Origin of the sequence: Vibrio diazotrophicus (genome assembly GCF_038452265.1) — a bacterium.
Lineage (GTDB): Bacteria > Pseudomonadota > Gammaproteobacteria > Enterobacterales > Vibrionaceae > Vibrio > Vibrio diazotrophicus.
In genome coordinates this window covers 1,301,168-1,321,001 of the sequence record NZ_CP151843.1, presented here as the reverse complement: position 1 = coordinate 1,321,001, position 19,834 = coordinate 1,301,168, and the positions used below count along the sequence as shown (strand labels likewise).

General features: G+C 42.5%; 13 protein-coding genes. 4 read left to right on the top strand and 9 right to left on the bottom strand.

From position 1 onward, the window contains the following. Positions 1 to 120 precede the first annotated feature (120 nt). From AAGA51_RS21265 to AAGA51_RS21245, 5 genes are all read right to left on the bottom strand, one after another. Positions 121 to 996, bottom strand: a complete 876-nt coding sequence (locus AAGA51_RS21265; protein WP_042479549.1) for an NAD(P)-dependent oxidoreductase — start codon at positions 994 to 996, stop codon at positions 121 to 123. A 167-nt stretch (positions 997 to 1,163) separates the two neighbouring features. After that, on the bottom strand, positions 1,164 to 1,883 hold the full coding sequence (locus AAGA51_RS21260; protein WP_042479547.1) for a YebC/PmpR family DNA-binding transcriptional regulator: 720 nt from the start codon (positions 1,881 to 1,883) through the stop codon (positions 1,164 to 1,166). 72 nt (positions 1,884 to 1,955) lie between these two features. Continuing rightward, complete coding sequence (locus tag AAGA51_RS21255) at positions 1,956 to 2,165, bottom strand: DUF3283 family protein (protein ID WP_042479545.1); 210 nt, start codon at positions 2,163 to 2,165, stop codon at positions 1,956 to 1,958. 204 nt (positions 2,166 to 2,369) lie between these two features. Continuing rightward, positions 2,370 to 2,567, bottom strand: coding sequence for a PA3496 family putative envelope integrity protein (locus tag AAGA51_RS21250; protein WP_042479543.1), 198 nt, complete (start codon positions 2,565 to 2,567; stop codon positions 2,370 to 2,372). A 623-nt stretch (positions 2,568 to 3,190) separates the two neighbouring features. Next, positions 3,191 to 5,167, bottom strand: a complete 1,977-nt coding sequence (locus tag AAGA51_RS21245; RefSeq protein WP_042479542.1) for a replication initiator protein RctB domain-containing protein — start codon at positions 5,165 to 5,167, stop codon at positions 3,191 to 3,193. Positions 5,168 to 6,424: 1,257 nt separating this feature from the next. Here AAGA51_RS21245 and AAGA51_RS21240 point away from each other — a divergent pair. Both AAGA51_RS21240 and AAGA51_RS21235 read left to right on the top strand, forming a co-directional pair. Next, the gene (locus tag AAGA51_RS21240) at positions 6,425 to 7,642 is read left to right on the top strand and encodes an AAA family ATPase (RefSeq protein WP_042479538.1); all 1,218 of its coding nucleotides are present in this window, start codon (positions 6,425 to 6,427) and stop codon (positions 7,640 to 7,642) included. Between the two features lie 7 nt (positions 7,643 to 7,649). Next, a complete protein-coding gene (locus tag AAGA51_RS21235) occupies positions 7,650 to 8,621 on the top strand; it encodes a ParB/RepB/Spo0J family partition protein (RefSeq protein WP_042479536.1) in 972 nt (323 codons plus the stop codon). A 55-nt stretch (positions 8,622 to 8,676) separates the two neighbouring features. Here AAGA51_RS21235 and AAGA51_RS21230 read toward each other — a convergent pair whose 3' ends face one another. Next, entirely contained in the window at positions 8,677 to 9,708 is a 1,032-nt protein-coding gene (locus AAGA51_RS21230) for an ABC transporter substrate-binding protein (RefSeq protein WP_042479534.1), read from the bottom strand. A 220-nt stretch (positions 9,709 to 9,928) separates the two neighbouring features. Here AAGA51_RS21230 and AAGA51_RS21225 point away from each other — a divergent pair, with 220 nt between their 5' ends. Beyond that, positions 9,929 to 11,959, top strand: a complete 2,031-nt coding sequence (locus tag AAGA51_RS21225) for a tRNA(Met) cytidine acetyltransferase TmcA (RefSeq protein ID WP_042479532.1) — start codon at positions 9,929 to 9,931, stop codon at positions 11,957 to 11,959. A gap of 51 nt (positions 11,960 to 12,010) precedes the next feature. Here AAGA51_RS21225 and AAGA51_RS21220 read toward each other — a convergent pair whose 3' ends face one another. Beyond that, complete coding sequence (locus AAGA51_RS21220) at positions 12,011 to 13,681, bottom strand: EAL domain-containing protein (protein ID WP_042479530.1); 1,671 nt, start codon at positions 13,679 to 13,681, stop codon at positions 12,011 to 12,013. 355 nt (positions 13,682 to 14,036) lie between these two features. Here AAGA51_RS21220 and AAGA51_RS21215 point away from each other — a divergent pair, with 355 nt between their 5' ends. Then, positions 14,037 to 15,710 (top strand): DUF342 domain-containing protein, encoded by a 1,674-nt coding sequence (locus tag AAGA51_RS21215; protein WP_042479528.1) that lies wholly within the window; start codon positions 14,037 to 14,039, stop codon positions 15,708 to 15,710. Between the two features lie 78 nt (positions 15,711 to 15,788). Here the strand turns inward: AAGA51_RS21215 and AAGA51_RS21210 are convergent, their stop codons facing one another. Together AAGA51_RS21210 and AAGA51_RS21205 are read right to left on the bottom strand one after the other, a co-directional pair. Beyond that, positions 15,789 to 17,903, bottom strand: coding sequence for a type I secretion system permease/ATPase (locus tag AAGA51_RS21210; protein ID WP_042479526.1), 2,115 nt, complete (start codon positions 17,901 to 17,903; stop codon positions 15,789 to 15,791). A gap of 17 nt (positions 17,904 to 17,920) precedes the next feature. Further along, positions 17,921 to 19,831, bottom strand: coding sequence for a bifunctional diguanylate cyclase/phosphodiesterase (locus AAGA51_RS21205; protein ID WP_042479525.1), 1,911 nt, complete (start codon positions 19,829 to 19,831; stop codon positions 17,921 to 17,923). Between the last annotated feature and the right edge of the window lie 3 nt (positions 19,832 to 19,834).

The following is a 19,834-nucleotide window of genomic DNA, read 5'->3' as shown; positions in this document are numbered from 1 at the left end:
TTGTTAGTGTTGTGAGAGACAAAAGCCGCACCCATTTCTGAGGCGCGGCTTTTCATTTGTTCTTTAACACTGTCTGTCTTCTACGAAACGGTGTCTATCAACACTCTATGGAGTAAGAAATTAGAGCTCAGCTTCTTTCTTAATCGCTTTGATCAAAATGGAGGTATCCATGCGGCCCTCGCCTTGTTCAGATAAAGACTGATAGGATTCAATCGTTTTTTGCGTCATAGGTAAAGTCACACCCTGACGTTTCGCTTCATCAAGACAGAAACCAAGATCTTTGATCATCCAATCAATAGCGAAACCGAAGTCGAACTTATTCTGCGACATGGTTACAGCACGGTTTTCCATCTGCCAAGATCCTGCCGCACCGTTTTTCAAACACGCGACGAGAGTTTCAATATCAAGGCCAGCTTTTTCAGCCAGAATCAAACCTTCAGAAATACCTGTCAGCGCGCCAGCAATGCAGATCTGGTTAACCATTTTGGCGCGTTGTCCCTGCCCTACTTTGCCCATCAGTACCGAAGAGCGGCCATAGGCGTCAAATATAGGCTGAAGATAATCGAAGACTTCTGGCTCACCACCGCACATAATCGTCAGAACGCCATTCTCAGCGCCTGCTTGACCACCTGACACTGGTGCATCCATAAAGCGTACTCCAACAGCCTGAGCGGCTTCTGAGAGCTCTTCAGCAAGAAGTGCAGATGTTGTCGTATGGTCTACCAGAACTGAGCCGGATTTCATAAATGCCAATGCGCCTGTTTCGCTGGTGGTCATACTACGAACGTCGTCATCATTACCAACACAAAGCAAAACGACATCCGCATCTTTCACACACTCAGCGACTGTTGAGCGATAAGCACCACCCTGTTGCTCCGCCCAAGCTTGCGCTTTCGCTTCTGTACGGTTAAAAACGGTAACGTCAAATCCCGCTTTGACCAAGTGACCAGCCATGGGATAACCCATAACACCTAAACCAATAAAACTGACTTTCATTTAAATATCCTTGAGAATTGAGCTTTTCTTAGCCAGTGGAGTGTAGCCATTCCATCGATAGGGATTCGCCTTATTCTTATGCACGGACTAAGTTGATTCTTGTAAACTGACTAATTTACACAATTAAAGTTCAATAGCAAAAAACCGAGCCTAAGCTCGGTTTTTCATTATTGGATTTCAGCGTTGTGGTAAACCTGCTGAACATCGTCACAGTCGTCTAGTAGATCTAGGAACTTCTGGAACTTATCTGCGTCTTCACCAGAGATTGGGCTTTGGTTCTGAGGAACGAAAGTGATCTCTTCAACATCAAGAGTTAAGTCAGGGAATGCTGCATTCAATGCCGTTTTCACTTTGAAGAACTCTGTGTTTGGAGCAAATACCGTGATTACGCCGTCTTCAAGCTCGATATCCGTTACGTCAGCATCTTCCATCATCAATGCTTCTAGTACCGCTTCTTCATCATCGCCTTTGAACTGGAATACTGCTTGGTGATCGAACATGTGTGCAACAACACCAGGAGTACCGATTTTAGCGCCAGTCTTAACGAAGCATTGGCGTACGTCTTGGAAGGTACGGTTGCCGTTGTCTGTTAGACAGTCAACAATCACGCTTACACCGCCAGGGCCAAAACCTTCGTAACGAGCTGGTTGGTAATCTTCACCGCCACCACCACTTGCTTTATCTAACGCTTTTTCAATAACGTGTGCTGGTACTTGGTCTCTTTTCGCTTTGCTGATCAGATGGCGTAGAGACAAGTTCATGTCTGGGTCGATACCACCATTCTTTGCACAAACGTAAATCTCTTTACCGTATTTTGAGTAAACCTTAATTTTTGCGCCTTGAGTTTTCGCCATAGAGGCTTTGCGCACTTCGAAACTTCTTCCCATCGGGATGTTCTCTCTAGTTCAATTTAATGCGACGGATTCATGCAGAAAGCGAAGTTCCTGCTTAGGTGGGCATTACATGACGCCCATAACCCTTTTGTATTTGTCCACCGACTGTTGAAACCATTCTTTATCTTGTTCAGAAGTCAGAGTGGTTAGATGCTTAGTAATCTCTTCCGGTCCGCCTTTTGCCTGCTTCATTTTCCAAATCAAAAAAGAAGCCTGTTTATCCAGTTCTATTTTGTTTTTCTCATTCGCATCAAGCAGAGCAAGGTTGAAAGACATTAGTAAACCCACAGTCGATAAAAACATGGGGCGAAATATAGCATAGGAATGGCAAAAATTAAGAGTCAAAAATGTCGGATTCTATGACTTTCGTTACTAAGCGTACAAAAAAGCGAGTTAGGTGAAAATTTGATATTAGGCTGAATAACCACAAAATAGAAAGGGTGGCCACAGCCACCCTTGTAAACCTAGCAAGTGAGTATCTTAGTGAAGGAGTCCGAGTTCCTTTGCTTCTTCAATAGACAAACCACTTTCACGGATCTCTCTTAATGCTTCAATGCGACGACGAGCTTCCGCTGATTTTTGTTTGCTTACTGGAATCTGAGTATCAACTTCTTCTTTGAAGTCCCACTTTTCTGTGATGCCAGTGATTTCATCATGGTTAATAGAATTAATGGACATTGTAACCTCCGAACAAACCATGCAAGGACATGTAATCTGTAGCAAAGGACCAAATCGGTGTTAAGTACATTTGAGCAAGAATGTGATTCAGACGATAGTTCAGAAATCTAATTTATAAATATCTCAATTATATTTTGTACAAGCTGAAAACTGGCAGTACATTTAGAGAATTCACTGCGAAAAATCCAACCTGATCCAGCGCAAGTTTTCTCTCTCCAAAGCCCCGCCATTTCTTGACATGCGCCATTTATCGCCTATCAAAAAATGTTCAATTATTGCTTATCATTTACTCTAGCGTTTCAAGCTGTTTCCAACTTGGAATAGCAGTCCATATTTTTACTTGAGTTCAACAGCTCGGAAAAATGATCAAGGGAATGAGAAGAAATACGAAAGCATGATCATGGAGGATTATTCGAACACCCCAAATTTGAGGCAAAAAAAATCGAGTCCTTGGGGAGAACTCGATAAAAAGTATTCAGAATGAATGTAACAATATGAGCCAATCTTTAAATTCATCAGATAGGGCAAAAGGTTGTCTATTCGGTTGTAACTTTAGCCAACAAGCGCAGACATAATGTCAGACATATGTCAGCGTTATGTTCAAAGTCTGTTCATTTGTTGAGTTAAATCCCAATAGCCACTTCATCAAGTGCTCTGAACACAGATTCATCCAGATGTCCGTCAAAAACCTGCTTACAAACTTTTCTTCTTACCGCTAGGCCAGAGATCAGACGTTCGATCGAAAGATGCTTGTTCTCATTCTGGGTGTTATACAGCTCGATCATCTTACTCAAAGTCTCATAAGGTATGACTTGATCATCCACTCGTAGCCAATCAAGCTTGTCAATCAACTCTAAGCACTCTTCTCTGATTGATGAAGGTGCATGCCCGGTCATTGCCGCTAACGCGCTTATACTGCGTTCTAGAGCTTCTGACGAGGTGTACTTAGATAACGTAATGGTGATCTCATCAGCATTGATTTCAACTAAGTGCTTACGCTGTTTTACCCGACGCCCTAATTTGCCTCTTGGAGAGGGTGATTTACGTTGGATAGGTTCAAACTCACCATCGATGATCTCAGAAAGCTCTGCTAACTTCTGTTTCGATACCATTTCATGGCGAAGCGGGTTAGGTAAGGTTGGAGCCATATTACGTTTACCGGCATTCGTCATTTTCGCTCGTGAATATCGTAAAACTTCTTCAACATCGCATTTGATATCTACTTGGTAATCTACAACCTTCCCTTTATCGATCGAGGTCGTGATCGTCAGATGGTACCCCCATAGGTTAACAACAAACAGATCGTCATTCCCTTTGCCATCAGAGAGGCGTTTCAGCTCTCTGATCAGATCCATTGAGAATCTACGCCACTCGATATTACGCGCAAGCTTCTGGTTAAGTTCGCTTAACATCATCACGTCTGTATGTCGGCGTGACATGCGGCTTCTAAAGTACGAATACAACTGGAAGACCAGCGTGTGCTGCTTCAGGATTTCAGGTGGAAACAGGAAGAAGTAATCACGAGTCATCAACTCTTCGAAAAATGAAGGCTCCCAAACCAGAATGTACAGATTCGGTTTGATCCTGATTTCACCATCACTTCCTTCCGTTGGGGCTTCCTCTGAAGCGGTGATCGTTCTTGCTAGGAAACGGAATCGATCACTCTTAAAGCCTTCAGGCATGTTCTCGCTCAACCAGCGTCCTGTTAACTCATGCAGCTGGAAATCCGTAAATTCGATACGATCAATACTGTCACGAATGGAATCACGCGCAGGGCCACTGTCTTTCTTCCCTCTCAGTGAAAGAATGTCTGTGATGTAGAGCGGTGTCTTGTTCGGCACGTGACTGGCATTGAGCTGATAATCTTCATGGTGATGATCATGGTATTGCACTGTAAGCGTAAACAGAGCGAACAACGTCATAAGATCATCAACTGTCATGATGTTCTTTGATGAACGCGTTTCGATTACCGCTCGGGTACCAGAAATAGAAACCATTGATTTTTGGTAGCTTTTTCTTGTTCTTGGTGGCGCCAACGCTTGATCAATAATCCCTGCCCAGTTTGTTGGCGAAACAACGAACTGCTCGGTTTCATCTTTCATCGCTGGTGGCGTATTGAGTCCGTGTTCATTAAGCAGTCGTTTATTGACTTGTGTTTGAGCAAGCGCTTTAGAGCGTTTTTGTTTTTCTGATTGCTTAACAGATTCAGTCACTAAACTTGTGGAGCCTAATACAGAAATAAGCTGGTTTGGATTGATAAAACGGTGAAGCATGGTTTTACCAGCTAGGCCTTCTTCAAATCGTACTGGGATTTGTTGAAACAGACCAATACTGACTGCTGCACGCAGTCTTTGCTGGATAGCTGCTCGTGTCAGCTGACCATCTGTTGCATCTATCAATTCTGTTGTTGAAACCAATCCATCTTTACTGCTAAAGCCACGAAGTGAGATAAGATTAAGCAGTTCGATAATACTTTTCGTCACACCTTTAAAATGTTGATACTGCTCTATCCAATCGATCGCAGATTCAGAAACGGCAAAAAGATGTCCATCTTTGTGGCTTCTTGGTGCTTTGATCAGTATTTTTTCTTCTGATGCCATTATTAGATCTATCCCACACTAACCGTAATATCGCTATAGTTCCAAAAGAATAAAGAAAAAAAGATCATAAATAAAGAAAAAGTTGTTGCTCTTAAATAACTGATCTTTTTGATTATAATGATTAATAGTGATTAGAGTGATCATATGATCTGAGTGAGAATTTGCTTGTAACTAACTGTATTTACAATAGATATTTTTTTCACTTTCAGAAGCATGATCATAGAGTTCCCGAAACCATGATCATTAACTCTTTGAAAGCATGATCAATATTATTTAGAACTATGATCATGATGATTTCGAATGAATGATCAAAGCAAACCTTAAAGCATGATCATGGTGGGTACACAAGTTATCCACAATTCTAATTTATATTTGCTTGTCCAATCATTTCACTCCTTGGTTTTTAGGGAAAATCACTTCGGACGCATGATCAAGGATTTCAAATAAAAGCGACTTATTGAACGAATTTTAATCGTATCAGATAGAAATGCATCTTCAATGAACACTTAGTGCGCAAGCCGTATTTACGGGGTACTTCATGAAAGCATGATCATGGAATAATGAGTATTTCCCTATTGCGGTTCTAATTCGTATTGAAAGGAGTGTGTTTACTGCCAGATTTCACTAAATCCCCTATTACAACTGACATGCACCGTATTTTGGTCGATTTTTTTCATGCTTCCGAACGATGTATATCTCTTGATCATTGATCCGAAAATGGATCTTCAGATCAAACATATTCGTAGATGAAAAGTGAGAACCAGAATCCTTGATCATCGTTCCTATTGTCCCAGAAATATTCGGAACGATGATCATCATAGCTACCTTGATCATGCTTCCTTAATTATTTTGATAAATGTGTTAGTAATTGTGGAACTCTATGAGTTGCCCTGCTTTTCTGTCAATTTGTTTCTGCTTGATTATCTTTCAGTTGAATTTACACCTACCGTAATTTATTCGGACTGTTTAATCGTTCCGAGATAGTAAGAATCAGTTTGTTCGTCAATCTCCGGTTTACATTGTAAATAAGTGACACTGTAATATTTAAAATCTTTTTAGCTTTACCTAAACTTTATTCAGGTTAATAAACGTTATTATCAGGCTCATTTTTTACCATTTCAGCGTTAATTCATTTAAATGATACTATTCTGTCAATTTAATGTGATTTTTATCTAAAAGTGATTGTTCACCTTTTTATTGTAAATTAAGCTCAATGCTGTACAATCTTTTGCAAGAAACTAATAACGGAAATTGGCTATGAAAAGAGAACAAACAATCGATAATCTCTACAAACTCGCCGAACAAACACAACAGGTGCAGTCTGACCGTATTGAGATTGTTTTAGAAGAACGTCGTGATGAGCATTTTCCTCCGATGTCAAAAGCTTTGATGGAAACTCGCTCTGGTTTAACTCGTCGTAAGTTGGACGAAGCGATAGCGAAAATGGAAGAAGCTGGCCACCAATTCACGAAGAATAACGCTAACCACTACTCCATTTCTTTATCTGAAGCACATATGCTAATGGATGCGGCGGGCGTGCCGAAATTCCATGAACGTAAGAAGAACTCAGAAAACAAACCTTGGATTATCAACGTACAAAACCAAAAAGGTGGTACGGGTAAATCAATGACAGCCGTTCATTTAGCGGCTTGTTTGGCTCTGAATTTGGATAAACGTTACCGTATCTGTCTGATTGACTTGGATCCACAAGGTTCACTTCGTTTGTTCTTGAATCCACAGATTAGTGTGACTGAGCACAGCAATATCTACTCAGCAGTGGATGTCATGCTGGACAACGTTCCAGAAGAAGTTGAAGTGGATAAAGAGTTCTTGCATAAGAATGTACTGCTTCCAACCCAATATCCGAACTTGAAGACCATTTCAGCGTTCCCAGAAGATGCGATGTTCAACGCGGAAGCTTGGCAATATCTATCTCAAAATCAGTCGCTTGATATCGTTCGTCTACTGAAAGATAAACTGATTGATAAAATTGGCGATGATTTCGATGTCATCATGATTGATACCGGTCCACACGTTGACCCCCTTGTATGGAACGCTATGTATGCCTCAAACGCCCTTCTTATTCCATGTGCAGCTAAGCGTTTAGACTGGGCTTCAACGGTTAACTTCTTCCAACACTTGCCAACGGTCTATGAGATGTTCCCTGATGACTGGAAGGGCTTGGAATTCGTTCGTTTAATGCCGACCATGTTTGAAGATGACAACAAAAAGCAGGTTTCGGTGTTAACGGAAATGAACTATCTGTTGGGTGATCAAGTAATGATGGCGACGATTCCACGTAGCCGTGCATTTGAAACGTGTGCAGATACCTATAGCACTGTATTTGATTTGACTGTGAGCGATTTTGAAGGCGGTAAGAAAACCTTAGCAACCGCGCAAGATTCTGTTCAGAAAAGCGCGTTAGAGCTTGAGCGTGTTCTTCACAGTCACTGGACTTCATTAAATCAGGGGTAAGTAAGTTATGGCAATTAAGACATCTGATCTGAATGCAAAATTGTTTGGTAAAGTTGATAAGCGCCGTGCAACTACGCCCAAGGAAGCTCAGTCAGCAGCAAAAGATCAGGCGCAAATTATTGAGTTAGCCGTTGCTGGTGAACAAATGGTAACGTTTGAACTGACACGGATTCCGGCTGCAGAGGTAGAAGCGAAAACGCAAGTATTCGCAGCAAATGCTCGTGAGCAAAGCTTTTTAAATGAGCACGCACTTTCTGACATTCTAAGCACGTTACGCGAGCGTGGGCAGCAATACCCTGCTGTTGGTCGCCGTATGGCTGATGGAACCATCGAAGTTCTTGATGGTAGCCGTCGTCGTATGTCGTGTATTTTGGCTGAAAAAGAGTTCCTTGTTTATGTTGCGGATGACATTAATGCGGAACATGCAAAGTTTTTGTCTGATGTAGCGAACGCTCATAAGCCGCTTTCTCTGTATGAGAAGGGCAAAGAGATGCAAGCTAAGCTGGATAGCGGTGAAGCTGAAGACCAGAAAGCACTGGCAAAGATGTTCCAGTGTAGTGAAGCTCTTGTGAGTGGTGCACTAAAAGCTGCGGCGTTACCTCTAGAGTTATTACAAGCTTACCCTAACGTGGTTGAACTGGGACGCCCGACTATTGTTAAACTGCATAAGCAATTTAATGAGCTGAACGACAAGCAACGTTCTGCATTGTTAAACAAGTGCCACGAAGAAGAAGGTTTTGTTTGGCAGCGTTGTCAGTCACAAGGTGTTGCTCGAATCACAAAGGAAGTGACGGAAACTCTAGAAGAATGGATTCACGATTTGGTTCCGCCTAAACGAGCTGTCAGCAACAATGTCGATTTGATCAAGGGGCGTGTGAGTTATGCTCGTAAAGGCAATAACCTAACCTTGAATCTGAAGAAAATTGATGATGCTTTGATGACGGATATTCTCGAGTTTTTAGAAAGCAAAATCGATTAATAAAAATCCCGCGAATTTCGCGGGATTTTTTTATCTATGCATGTCTAAAGCAGGATTAGTTTCTTAGGCGTTGCCAGTATTTCTCGTAAATCGCTAGCGCTTCTGGACCTACGTCGTTAATGAATTCGCCGTTCGCGATATCTTCGTCTGTTGGGAATATAGTGGTGTTGTTACGTAGCTCATCCGGTAGTAGCGCACGACCAGTCGTTGTTGCCGATGCGTAACCCAAGCTGTTAACGATTTCAGCTTGGTTGTCTGCTTGATACATAAAGTTAATAAACTTGTGCGCCAGTGCTTTGTGTTCACTTCCTGATGGGATAGTAAAGTTATCCATCCACAATACAGAACCTTCTTTAGGGAATACGAATTTAAGTTCTGGCATATCCACTTGGCCTTGATATGCGTTTCCGTTCCATTGCATACCTACAGAGGCTTCACCAGACACGTAAGGAACGTGTGGCGCATCTGAGTTGTACAGTAGAACGTTATCTTTAAGTTCAACTAGAGATTGATACGCTTTTGCGATCTCTTTTTCATTCTTAGTATTGATGCTGTAGCCATTCAGTTTTAGCGCCATACCGAATACGTCACGGATGTCATCAATCAGCATCACTTGTTGAGCGTATTTTTTATCCCATAGATCAGCCCAGCGAGTTACGCCTTCAGGAAGAGCAGCAGAGTTGTAGCTCAAACCTGTTACACCGAAGATGTATGGTAGAGAGTATTTGTTCTCTGGATCATGAGCTTGACCCAGTAGCGCTGGCAGAGCATCTTTCATATTTGGAATTTGGTTATGATCTAGTTCTGCAAGCAAGCCTTCACGGCCCATCTTCTCAATAAAATAAGCGGATGCGAAAACAACGTCATACCCCGTGCCTTTAAGAAGCTTGAGTTTGGTATACATTGACTCATTGTTCTCAAATGTTGAGTAGTTAACCGTTACGCCTTCTTGCTCTTCAAATTGTTTTAGCGAAGCCTCTGGCAGATAGCCGCCCCACGCATAAACGTTTAGCGTCTGCATTTCTGCACTTACTTGAGCAGATCCAATTGTTGCAGCTAATACCAATCCTTTGATGAAAGTATTCATTAATAATCATGTCCTGACAGCCAGTACCATACTGGGGTTCAAATGAATAATTAGGCAAATTGTTTGCTCAATAAAGCAAATATAATTTGTCGTCAGGGAAAATTTTTTTGACCTTAAATAGTAAGAGCCAACAGGGTGTTATAGACAGGTTCTAACTGGGCTTATTGTCTATTATTGGGGTGTGTTACCATACGATTACTTTCACTGATTGCGTAAATTTATGTCTTCTGAAACCACTCAATTTGTATCTTATCTATTCTCGCTACGTCAGCTTGCACTCAAGCACCAATTTCGTTTTGGTGTGTTTTTGCAAGGGACTCAAGAATGGAATTACTCGTTGATTCAGCATTGGCTGAGGGATTCAAACAGCAATACCGCTTTCCAAGTTGGTGGTGATGCTTTTGATGGCGTGCGATATGTTCCGTTTAATAAAGGCCAACAATTGTTAGGGCAAGAGTGCGATCTTCTGATTTGCGATTTATCTACCGGATGGGATGCAAACAGTTTTAGCGCTGCACTGGGCACGCTTATCGGGGGCGGGATTTTGCTTGTGTCAGGTGCAAACACTCTTTCTGCAAACCCTGCTGAAGTGTGGTTAAAAAAAGCTTTAGACAATTTGATTGTCATGTCTCCTGACATTCTACCTTCCCTACCCTCAGTGTCTTCTGAAGCGCATAAGATTGATTATTCTCAGCAGCAGCTCGCGGTAGATAACATTGTCAAAGTGGTTACTGGACATCGAAAGCGACCTCTGATTTTAACCGCAGACAGAGGCAGAGGTAAAAGTAGTGCGTTAGGAATGGCCGCTGCAAAACTGATGTCAGAACGCAATATTCGGATTGTAGTTACTGCTCCAAGCCTGGCCTCTGTCAGTCCGGTTTTTCATTTTGCGGAGAAATTGTTGGTTGGTTCATCTGGTCAGAAAGGATTGGTTGAATACAAGCACTCTAGTCTGCGTTTTATTGCGCCAGATGAGTTATTAAGAAGTCGACTTGATTGTGATTTACTCTTGGTTGACGAAGCGGCTGCTTTGCCTCTATCGATGTTGAAAGAGATGGTGAGCTGTTATCACCGTGCCGTGTTTTCTTCAACCATTCATGGTTATGAAGGTTGCGGTCGAGGTTTCTCTTTGAAGTTTCAGTCGTGGCTAAAGGACGTTCGTCCAGAAATGAAGCTACAAAACATGACTCAGCCAATTCGTTGGAGCCAAGGCGATCCGCTGGAAGCATGGCATCGAGAGAGTTTTTTACTTGATTTTGATTTTCAACCAATCAGTTTTGAGGTTTCTGTTGACGCTTTGCAATTCAGTTGGGTGACTAAAAAGAACTTATTGGATGATCCAGCATTGCTTCATAGCATTTTCAGTTTACTGGTCAATGCTCATTATCAAACATCACCGAGTGATTTATTTCATTTGTTAGGTGATGAAAAAGTGTCTGTATACATAGCAACACATCAGGATGTTTTGGTGGGGTGCATTCTATCCGTGGAAGAGGGCGCACTGGACAAAGCTTTAATTGAAGATATCCAACTTGGGAAAAGAAGACCTAAAGGTCACTTGTCTCCCATCACCATTGCTAACCAACTTGGAATCGCAGAAGCTGCTGTAGCAAAAAGTCAACGAATCATGCGTATAGCGGTTCACCCTGATGTGCAAAATAAAAACATTGGTTATGAGTTGGTAAAACACTTTGCTTTGCAGAATGCCTGTGATTACCTTTCGACGAGTTTTGGCGCCTCCAGTGCATTGGTAAATTTCTGGCGAAAATGCGGTTTTCAAACCATAAAGGTTGGCTCACAGCGAGATCAGGCAAGTGGTTGTTATTCTGTTCTCATGGTGAAAGGAGAAAACGTCGATTGGCTAAAGCTGGCTAAGCAGAAGCACGCACAGCATTTTGATTTTGAGTTATCTGATTCGCTACAGGCGATGGAGCCTAATTTAGTTAAAACCTTGCTGAGCGAAAACCTGTGTTCTGATACTCGACCTCCAATCGCTCTTGTTCACAATTATGCGCTTGGTGGCTCAAACTATGAAAGTGCCGCTGTTTGGTTACGGTCATTCGCTTTATCGATAGGTGAGGTACAAGTAAACACTCTTTCGGATCTGTTCGTATCGAAAGTTGTTCAGCGATTGTCGTGGACGGAATGTGCCGAGCGATATCAATTAACAGGAAGAAAGCAAGTTGAAGCGAATGTCAGAAAAGAGCTACTTATTCTAATCGACGATTTACAGTGTAAACCGGGATGGTAATGTTAAATATTGTATGTTTTACACTGTAAATTCATAGTATCCATTTGATTTTTATGAATTTAAACTAATCGAAGGATTTAAACCATCAATCAGCATTGCCTGTTCTACAGGCATTGGTTTTGCAATCAAATAACCTTGATATGAACTTACATTGAGTTGTGCGAACGTTTCAACCATCTCTCGATTTTCGATACCTTCGATGGTCATTTCCATTTGCTTGTTCTCACATAAAGTCGATAGAAATTGAAGGTAGCCCAAAGCTTCGTTTTCAATGAGAGACTGATTGGCAAGTTCTCGATCCACTTTTAACATTTTGAACGGTAGCTTGAAGATAGAAGTAATTGAGCTATATCCAGAACCAAAATCGTCCATAGCCAAAGGGAACCCCATGGCATTTAACTCATAGAGTCCTTCCAAAACTTGCTGGTTATTATCAATAAGAACTGATTCTGTAAGTTCCAAAACTAAGTTTTCAGGCTTGGCTTTTTTATCATGAGTTAATTTCAACAGTTTTTCTGGAAATGCCTCTTTCAGCAATTGGAGTGCTGAAATATTGACGTGCACTTTTAGGCTACAGTTCCAAGCCTGATTGTATTGCACGATGAAATCAGCTGACTTGGAAAATATCTTATTACCGAGTAAAGAAATAAGGCCGAGAGTCTCTGCGACCGGAATGAATTCATCGGGACGTATAAAGCCAAATTGTTCTGTTTCCCAGCGAGCTAACGCTTCAAAGGATTTTAGTTGGCCACTTTTGGCATCAACGATAGGCTGTAGATGTATCGTTATTTCATCATTTTCGATCGCTTGCTTTATATGGTTTTCCACATAAAAGTATTTGTCGACTTCAGGTTTTACTTGGTCGTTATAAATTACCCAATTTTTCTTGGATTTTTCGACTGCATATTCACATGTCTGATAGGTAGAATTAATAATTTCTTCTGAAGAAAGCTCGCATTCTCGACAAACGTAAATACCTATATAAGCATCACCAAAGTAAGAAACGTTATTGCGTGCAATTGTTTTGAACTGCTGGATGAATTCGTCGGCCAATTTTCCCAGCTCTTCGTCGGGTAGGTCTTTCGCGATGAGTACGGAAAAGGTATCCAAACTGCTTCTGTAGCACTGGCTCTCATAACTGCTAAATAGGTGGAAACACTCTAACAAACTTGCTATGAAATCGGTCAGGATGAATTCGCTGTATTGACTGACGTAGGATTTAATGCCCGAGACATGAATGGTTATCATGGTAACGCTGGAGGTACGCTTCGATAAATCTAACGTGAGCTTATCTTTGTTTGGCAGGCCTGTTAGTTTATCGAAATAGGCCAATTGCCAAATTGATTCTTCAAGCTTCTTTTGTTCAGTGACATCTTTATGGTTACCGACCATATATTCACCGGAATCATCCACTTGGTTGATTCCGGTACCTTCGATCCAGATGTAATTGCCATCCTTCTTTTTTACTCGGTATTGGGTAATGACGCGGCTGTCATCACCCACTGCTTTAACGTGAGTTGTCACATTACTGCTGAAGGGTTTTCTATCTTCTGGGTGTATTAGCTGAATCCAGTTATCAAGAGTGGTTTGGCAGTCAATGTCGAATTGTTCATAAAAACGTTGATTGTAGAAGGAGACCTGTCCATCAGGCATCATCATCCATAAACCTTCTACGGCTGAATTAAACATGTTGTTAAAACGTCTTTGGATCAATTCATCCATATCAAGGAATATCCTTTCTCTCGCTGAATGCTTACGTTTACAGTACGGTAAGCATCATAATACATGTGTTACATGATTTATATCAATTACATTAATATCATTAACATGGTGTGTTGCCTCATCTCGTCCGGTAAATCCAGTAGTTGCCAGTTTTAAAACTTATAGATAAGGTGGTTCTTGTATTGCTAGTGCAAATGATTACAGCAGCTACAATTTACACTGTAAAGGCGCGTAGTTGGCGGGTATAACTTTTAGGGTGATACACGCCTTAATTTGAATATATGGATGTTTGGTATACGTCTCAGTTTCGATACACTGGAAATCAACGTTATGTGTACCGTAAAGGTTTAGTTGTATGTGGAAGGATGTCATTACACTCACGGGAGATAAAACTCGTGTAGTCGCTAAATTAACGGATGGTAAATTCGACAAGAATGGGGCCACTCAAGAAAGCTTGGTGAGTGCGCTACAACATCTTGATGCTTCCAAATTCTATCTAATGGAAGATGAAGTAACGCGTTTCATTAATTGTGCCAGTGAAGGTAAAGGTGAAGCGTACGAAGGTATTGTCATCGCGGAAAAACGTAACGCAAGCTTACTCGTGGTGCTTAGCGAACATGACATGATTGCGAGCATGGTCGTGACTGGCGCGTATGGTGGTCGAGGGCTTCAAAGTAGTGAAATTATTCAAGCTTTGGCGGACGCAAACGTAATTAAAGGTATAAATAAAGCCGCACTAAAAAAAGTCTTTGTTGTTAGTAACAAATTGGCTGGCGGCGAGACGTTTACTCAGCCTGTCGCACAAGGTAAAGAAGCGATTAACGGTAAAGACGCGAAGTTCTTACCACTCGTTGAAGATGTGAATAAGCGAATTCTTGCGCCTCAGTCGGTTAAAGGTCAAGACAAAATAGATATGCGTGATTTGGGCGAAACCATTACGGTCAGCGAAAACGATCCAGTAATGCGCCGCCAACCCGCTACTAAAGGTGAACCTGGATTTACCGTTCAAGGCAAAATTCTACTTCCTAAACCCGGTGTCGATGCTGCTCTGGTTGCGGGTAACGGCACTCATCTTAGCCCTACCAATCCTAATCTATTGCTGGCGTCGATTAACGGCATGCCTGTATTTAGAAATAAAACCATCGATGTAGAAAATGCGATTTGTCTGAATAACGTGAGTGTCGCAACAGGGCATGTGAAGTTTAAGGGCAATGTGGTTATCACTGGTGATATTGAGCCGGGGATGATTGTACGTGCTACAGGTTCAGTGACTGTCGGTGGTTTTATTGAATCAGCCGATGTTCAGGCGCAGGGTAATATTGAAGTAGGTAAAGGCATCATTGGTCACACTGCGACCGAAGGTGAAGAAAAGAGCTGTACTGTTAAATCGGGAAGCACGATAAAAGCAAACTATGCTCAATATGCAGAACTGCAGGCTGGGGAAGATATTCATCTTGCCGTTCACAGCATGGGGAACGTTATTCGCTGCGCTAAAGACCTAATTGTTCTTGATGAGAAAGAGACTCAGGGGACATTAAGTGGAGGCACAGCCAAAGTGGGTGGGAAAGTCGTGTGTCTTAATTTAGGCGTTGAAGGCGATACCGTTACTCACCTTGAAGCCTTTGCCAATTTTAACCGCTTTAAAGAACGTATTGCCAGTCACAAAGACCAATACAAGCAGGCTCAAGAAGGTACGATGGATGCCATTCGTAAAGAACTGGAGTTCAAGAAACGTCCTAAAGCAGAACGTACGGAAGAAGAAGAACTCGAAATTAACGAGAGAAAAGAAAAAGCTAATGAACGTTTAGAGAAGGTTAAGAACTCACTTGATTTGCTGAATGAAGAGTTCGAACTTGCTATGGCAGCCAATACAGTAGAAGCAAAAAGCAAAGTGTTTACTCATGTTACGGTTCAGTTTGGTGAGGAGAAAGTCGTGACTAAGCGAGTTCGTGGCCCATCCATATTTTCATTCAATCAATATGAAATCCAAGTGTCTTCAAAACTGGAAGATGAAGACGTTGGGGTTTAAATCTAGAGCTGAAAATGAAACAAGGCTGAAGAATAAACAAGGGGAGCATTCGCTCCCCCTTTGTTCATGTATCTGCTATTAATTCACTGCGCGTATCTTGCCGTGTTTAAGATCGTTAAGAACCATAGATTTCGGCCCATCGGCAATGATGGTTCCTTTTTCCATGACAATTACACGGTCAACCACATCCAGCATCGATGTTTTATGAGTTATCAGAATCAATGTTTCAGTTGGTGTGAGCTGTTTCATTTGATTCTTAATGTGCATTTCAGAACGATTATCCATCGCGCTGGTTGGTTCATCCATTAGTAATACCGGAGGACGCCCCAACAGGGCTCGTGCGATAGAAACCGCCTGGCGTTGACCTCCAGATAATAACAAACCACCTTCACCAACTTGGCGCTCTAAGCCGGCAGGATCTTGCTGTGTAAACACTGTCACACCTGCTCGGTTTGCCGCATCCATGACTTCTCTGTCGTCCACCAGCGGGCGACCGAGGGTTATGTTATCTCTGATAGTGCCGTAAAACAGAACGCTCTCTTGAGGCACACAGCCAATATTACGACGAATATCGATGTGATGGAGCTGCTTAATATCGGTATCGTCAATGCGTACATGGCCTTCAGTCGGTTGATACAAGCCCATGATTAAGCGTTCTAGCGTGGTTTTACCTGAGCCAATACGACCGATAATTGCCACTTTCTCACCCGGATTGATGGTCAGACTCAAATCACGAATCGAGGCAATCGGAGAGTCAGGGTAGTGGAACGTCACCTTATCCAGTTCAATTTTCCCTTGAATCATTGGGCGGTGAATATAGCGCTTACCTTCTTCTTGCTCATCTGGCAGTGCCATTACTTGTTCGATGATTTTCAAAGAAGCTTTCGCTTGGTTATAGCGGGTCGATAATAGAGATAATTGAACCATAGGGCCAATGGCGCGACCGCTCAGCATCGTTGCCGCAATAAGACCACCCATCGTCAGGTTTCCTTGGGCTATTAGGTATACACCCAAAATAATCATCCCAACGCTCGATGCCTGCTGAACCAGACCAGCTGTACTTTGAATGCCATCAGTAATTCGGCGGCTTTTGATATTCCAGTTTGCCATATGGGAAATGGCTTCTTCCCAACGGTGTTGGAACTGGCCTTGTGCGCCAAAAAGTTTCACCGTTTCAAGACCAGCTAAGCTTTCAATCAGGTTCGCATATTTCTGAGATGCAAGGCGTGAGCCTTCTTCAATCGCCCGACGTAGAGGTGCCTGAATCAGCAGAGAGTATATGATCAGAACACACACACCGATAATCGGTACGTAAACCAGATCGCCAGCCATTAACCAAATAATGATCAGAAATAGAATCGAAAACGGCAGATCAATTAGCGATGAAACGGTCGCTGAAGTGAAGAACTCTCTTATGGACTCAAACTCTTGAAGATGACGAGCAAATGCGCCCACCGATGGCGGGCGTGACTCCATTCTAATTCCCATCACTTTACTAAACAGTTTTGAAGAGATGAGGATGTCCGACTTCTTACCTGCGACATCAATAAAATAGTTGCGAAGCATCTTCAATGTGAAGTCGAACAGAAATATAACAAACACACCACTAGCCAAAACCCACAAGGTTTCAAAAGCAAGGTTAGGAAGCACTTTGTCATACACTAACCGAGTAAACATCGGTGCCGCGATAGCAAACAGGTTTATCAGCAGCGATGCGAACATCACATCACGATAAATGCGCTTTGATTGCCAAATTGTGCCCCAGAACCAGTGTCCTTCACGGGTCTTGAGAATTTCTGGTGAACGTTCATCGTAGCGAAACTGCTTCTTCACCATGAAGTAACGCCCAATAAAGCGGGCATTTAACTCTTCTAACGGGTAAGCAATCGGCACCATTCCGGACTCAGCAGTAACAATCTCGGCCTCTTGTTTCTCTTCGTTAATGCTGTTGAGAACACAGGCTTCATTTCCCCGCAGCAGGAGAATCACAGGAAAAACTAAGCGAGGGATCTCTTTCAGAGTCGAACGGTTTTCTTTGGCGATAAGCCCCGCACGCTCTGCAGCGCGGGGGAAAAGAAACGGTGTCAGCTTGCCATCTGTCAGCGGTAATCCATTGATTAACGCATCAGGTGAATTCGCCAATCCATAATAACGACTCACATAGACCAGTGAATTAAGTAGCGTATCTTGCATTAAACTGACCTTTATCCTTATTTATCAACGATGAAACCTTGGAATACTTCAATAAAGTGTTCCGATAGGAAATCCAACTGAGCCTGAGTTTCAACGCGAGAAGCGATGGTCTTAATACCTAGGTTATGCGCAGTTCTTGAAATAGAGGTTAAAGTGAACTTCTGCTTCTCATCGTCTAAGTGGTGAGTAAACAGATAATCCAGCTTCACGTATTTAGGTCTAAATTCGTTGATGTAATCCAAAGACTGGAAATTACGTCCATAGTTATCGACACCAAACTCAGCCCCTGCAGAGCGAATCGCGTTGCAGAACAGTGCCGTATGATGTGGCGCATTGATAAAACAGCTTTCTGGTATCTCAAAGTGGAGCAAGGCGCAAACCTCTTTATGTTTGGCCAGTTTTTGCGTGATCCAGCGGATAAAGCTTGGCTGTTCAATACTGCTTTGAGCGATGTTGATCGCCAGTGGCGCGTTAAACTCGTTCGCCTCTAGCTTCTCAATCATTTTATCAATGACGTATTCATCGAACTGGTGGCTTGCATTTAACTGTTCAAGAGCAAACAGATATTGGTTGGCGGTATAGCGTTGTTCACCGTTATCAATCGCAGAGAACACTTCACGGTGGAAGGTCTCACCCCAGCCATCATTAGCCGCCTGAAAGCGGTATTGGAACCAGTCGTTGTGCATGGCTTCTTCAACCAGTGCTTTCCACTGTTGTTTACCCATAATGACTTGGTCTGATTCCGCTTTGATAAAGCCATATTTCACTTCCGCGTTGGCCTTAGAAGCCGCGACTGCGTTATCTAGCAACGAAAGTATCTGTGTTGAATTTTTCTTGCTCTGGTTATGTACAATGCCCAGATAGACTTTCTCTTGAGTCATGCCTGTAGGGTCTGCACTGATATCCTGAACGCAGCCGAAGATACTCTCAGCGACCATTTTTAGTTCGCCTTCGTCCATGTTCGGCAGAATGAAACCAAACTCATCGGTAGAGATACGGGCAATGGTGGTGTTTGGTGCGGAAAGTGTGACTTTTAAATGCTCAGCTAAGTTGCCAATCATGCCATCTCCCGCTTCATAGCCCTTTTCTTCATAAAGTTCTTTGATAAATTGAGCTTGAAGAATAGCGACGCCACCAATTGCACTTTCTGCCAACCAGCTATTGAGCTGGTTCATGTAGTAAGCTCGGTTGCCTAGATGAGAAACAGGGTCAATATAAGCACGCTCACGAAGTTGTTGAGCCTCTTGTGCTTGCGCTTTGAAAGACTTTTCAACTTGCGCAGACATACTATTTATACCTTCCACCACAGAAATAAGATCTTTGGTTTTTGGTAGTGGAAGCGGATCGCCAAAATAGTTGCGAGCCACTTGTTCCATCTTATTGACGATCATTTGTAATGGACGAAGTGCGCGTCTGACGATGATGGAAATCGCCACCAAACCAGCAAAGAAGATTGCGCCGAAAGCAATACTCAGACGAATAAGCGCATTCCATAACTGTGTATAAGCTTCACCAGGGTGGCTGATGATTTCGACTTCTGCAAGTTGCATCCAGCCACTGGTGACGACGCGTTGGTCAGTAATCGGTTGAAATAAATTTAGGTTCGTAAACCAAACAGGAACCGAACTAGGCTTGATAGGGTATGCACGTTCAATCTGTTGGTCGTCGTCGAGAAACTTCAACCTAACTAGCGAGTAGGTACTTCCATCAAATAGAGCATTGATAACAGACTCAACCGCTACAGTATCTTTTTTCTCAAGGTAAGGTGCGAGAGCTAAACCAACGGTATTGATCGTATTACTCACTTCAGAGCGTTGTTGCTGCTCTAAGTTGTCACGAGTCGTGTTAAATTCGATAACGAATACCGAAGCTAACAGCAGAACAAATACAGTTATCATCCCTGCGACCAGTTGTTTATATAGTGTCATAGT

Coding starts and splice junctions, on each gene's coding strand:
- AAGA51_RS21265 (WP_042479549.1), bottom strand. CDS start 996: ATGAAAGTCAGTTTTATTGGTTTAGGTGTTATGGGTTATCCCATGGCT.
- AAGA51_RS21260 (WP_042479547.1), bottom strand. CDS start 1,883: ATGGGAAGAAGTTTCGAAGTGCGCAAAGCCTCTATGGCGAAAACTCAA.
- AAGA51_RS21255 (WP_042479545.1), bottom strand. CDS start 2,165: ATGTCTTTCAACCTTGCTCTGCTTGATGCGAATGAGAAAAACAAAATA.
- AAGA51_RS21250 (WP_042479543.1), bottom strand. CDS start 2,567: ATGTCCATTAATTCTATTAACCATGATGAAATCACTGGCATCACAGAA.
- AAGA51_RS21245 (WP_042479542.1), bottom strand. CDS start 5,167: ATGGCATCAGAAGAAAAAATACTGATCAAAGCACCAAGAAGCCACAAA.
- AAGA51_RS21240 (WP_042479538.1), top strand. CDS start 6,425: ATGAAAAGAGAACAAACAATCGATAATCTCTACAAACTCGCCGAACAA.
- AAGA51_RS21235 (WP_042479536.1), top strand. CDS start 7,650: ATGGCAATTAAGACATCTGATCTGAATGCAAAATTGTTTGGTAAAGTT.
- AAGA51_RS21230 (WP_042479534.1), bottom strand. CDS start 9,708: ATGAATACTTTCATCAAAGGATTGGTATTAGCTGCAACAATTGGATCT.
- AAGA51_RS21225 (WP_042479532.1), top strand. CDS start 9,929: ATGTCTTCTGAAACCACTCAATTTGTATCTTATCTATTCTCGCTACGT.
- AAGA51_RS21220 (WP_042479530.1), bottom strand. CDS start 13,681: ATGGATGAATTGATCCAAAGACGTTTTAACAACATGTTTAATTCAGCC.
- AAGA51_RS21215 (WP_042479528.1), top strand. CDS start 14,037: ATGTGGAAGGATGTCATTACACTCACGGGAGATAAAACTCGTGTAGTC.
- AAGA51_RS21210 (WP_042479526.1), bottom strand. CDS start 17,903: ATGCAAGATACGCTACTTAATTCACTGGTCTATGTGAGTCGTTATTAT.
- AAGA51_RS21205 (WP_042479525.1), bottom strand. CDS start 19,831: ATGACACTATATAAACAACTGGTCGCAGGGATGATAACTGTATTTGTT.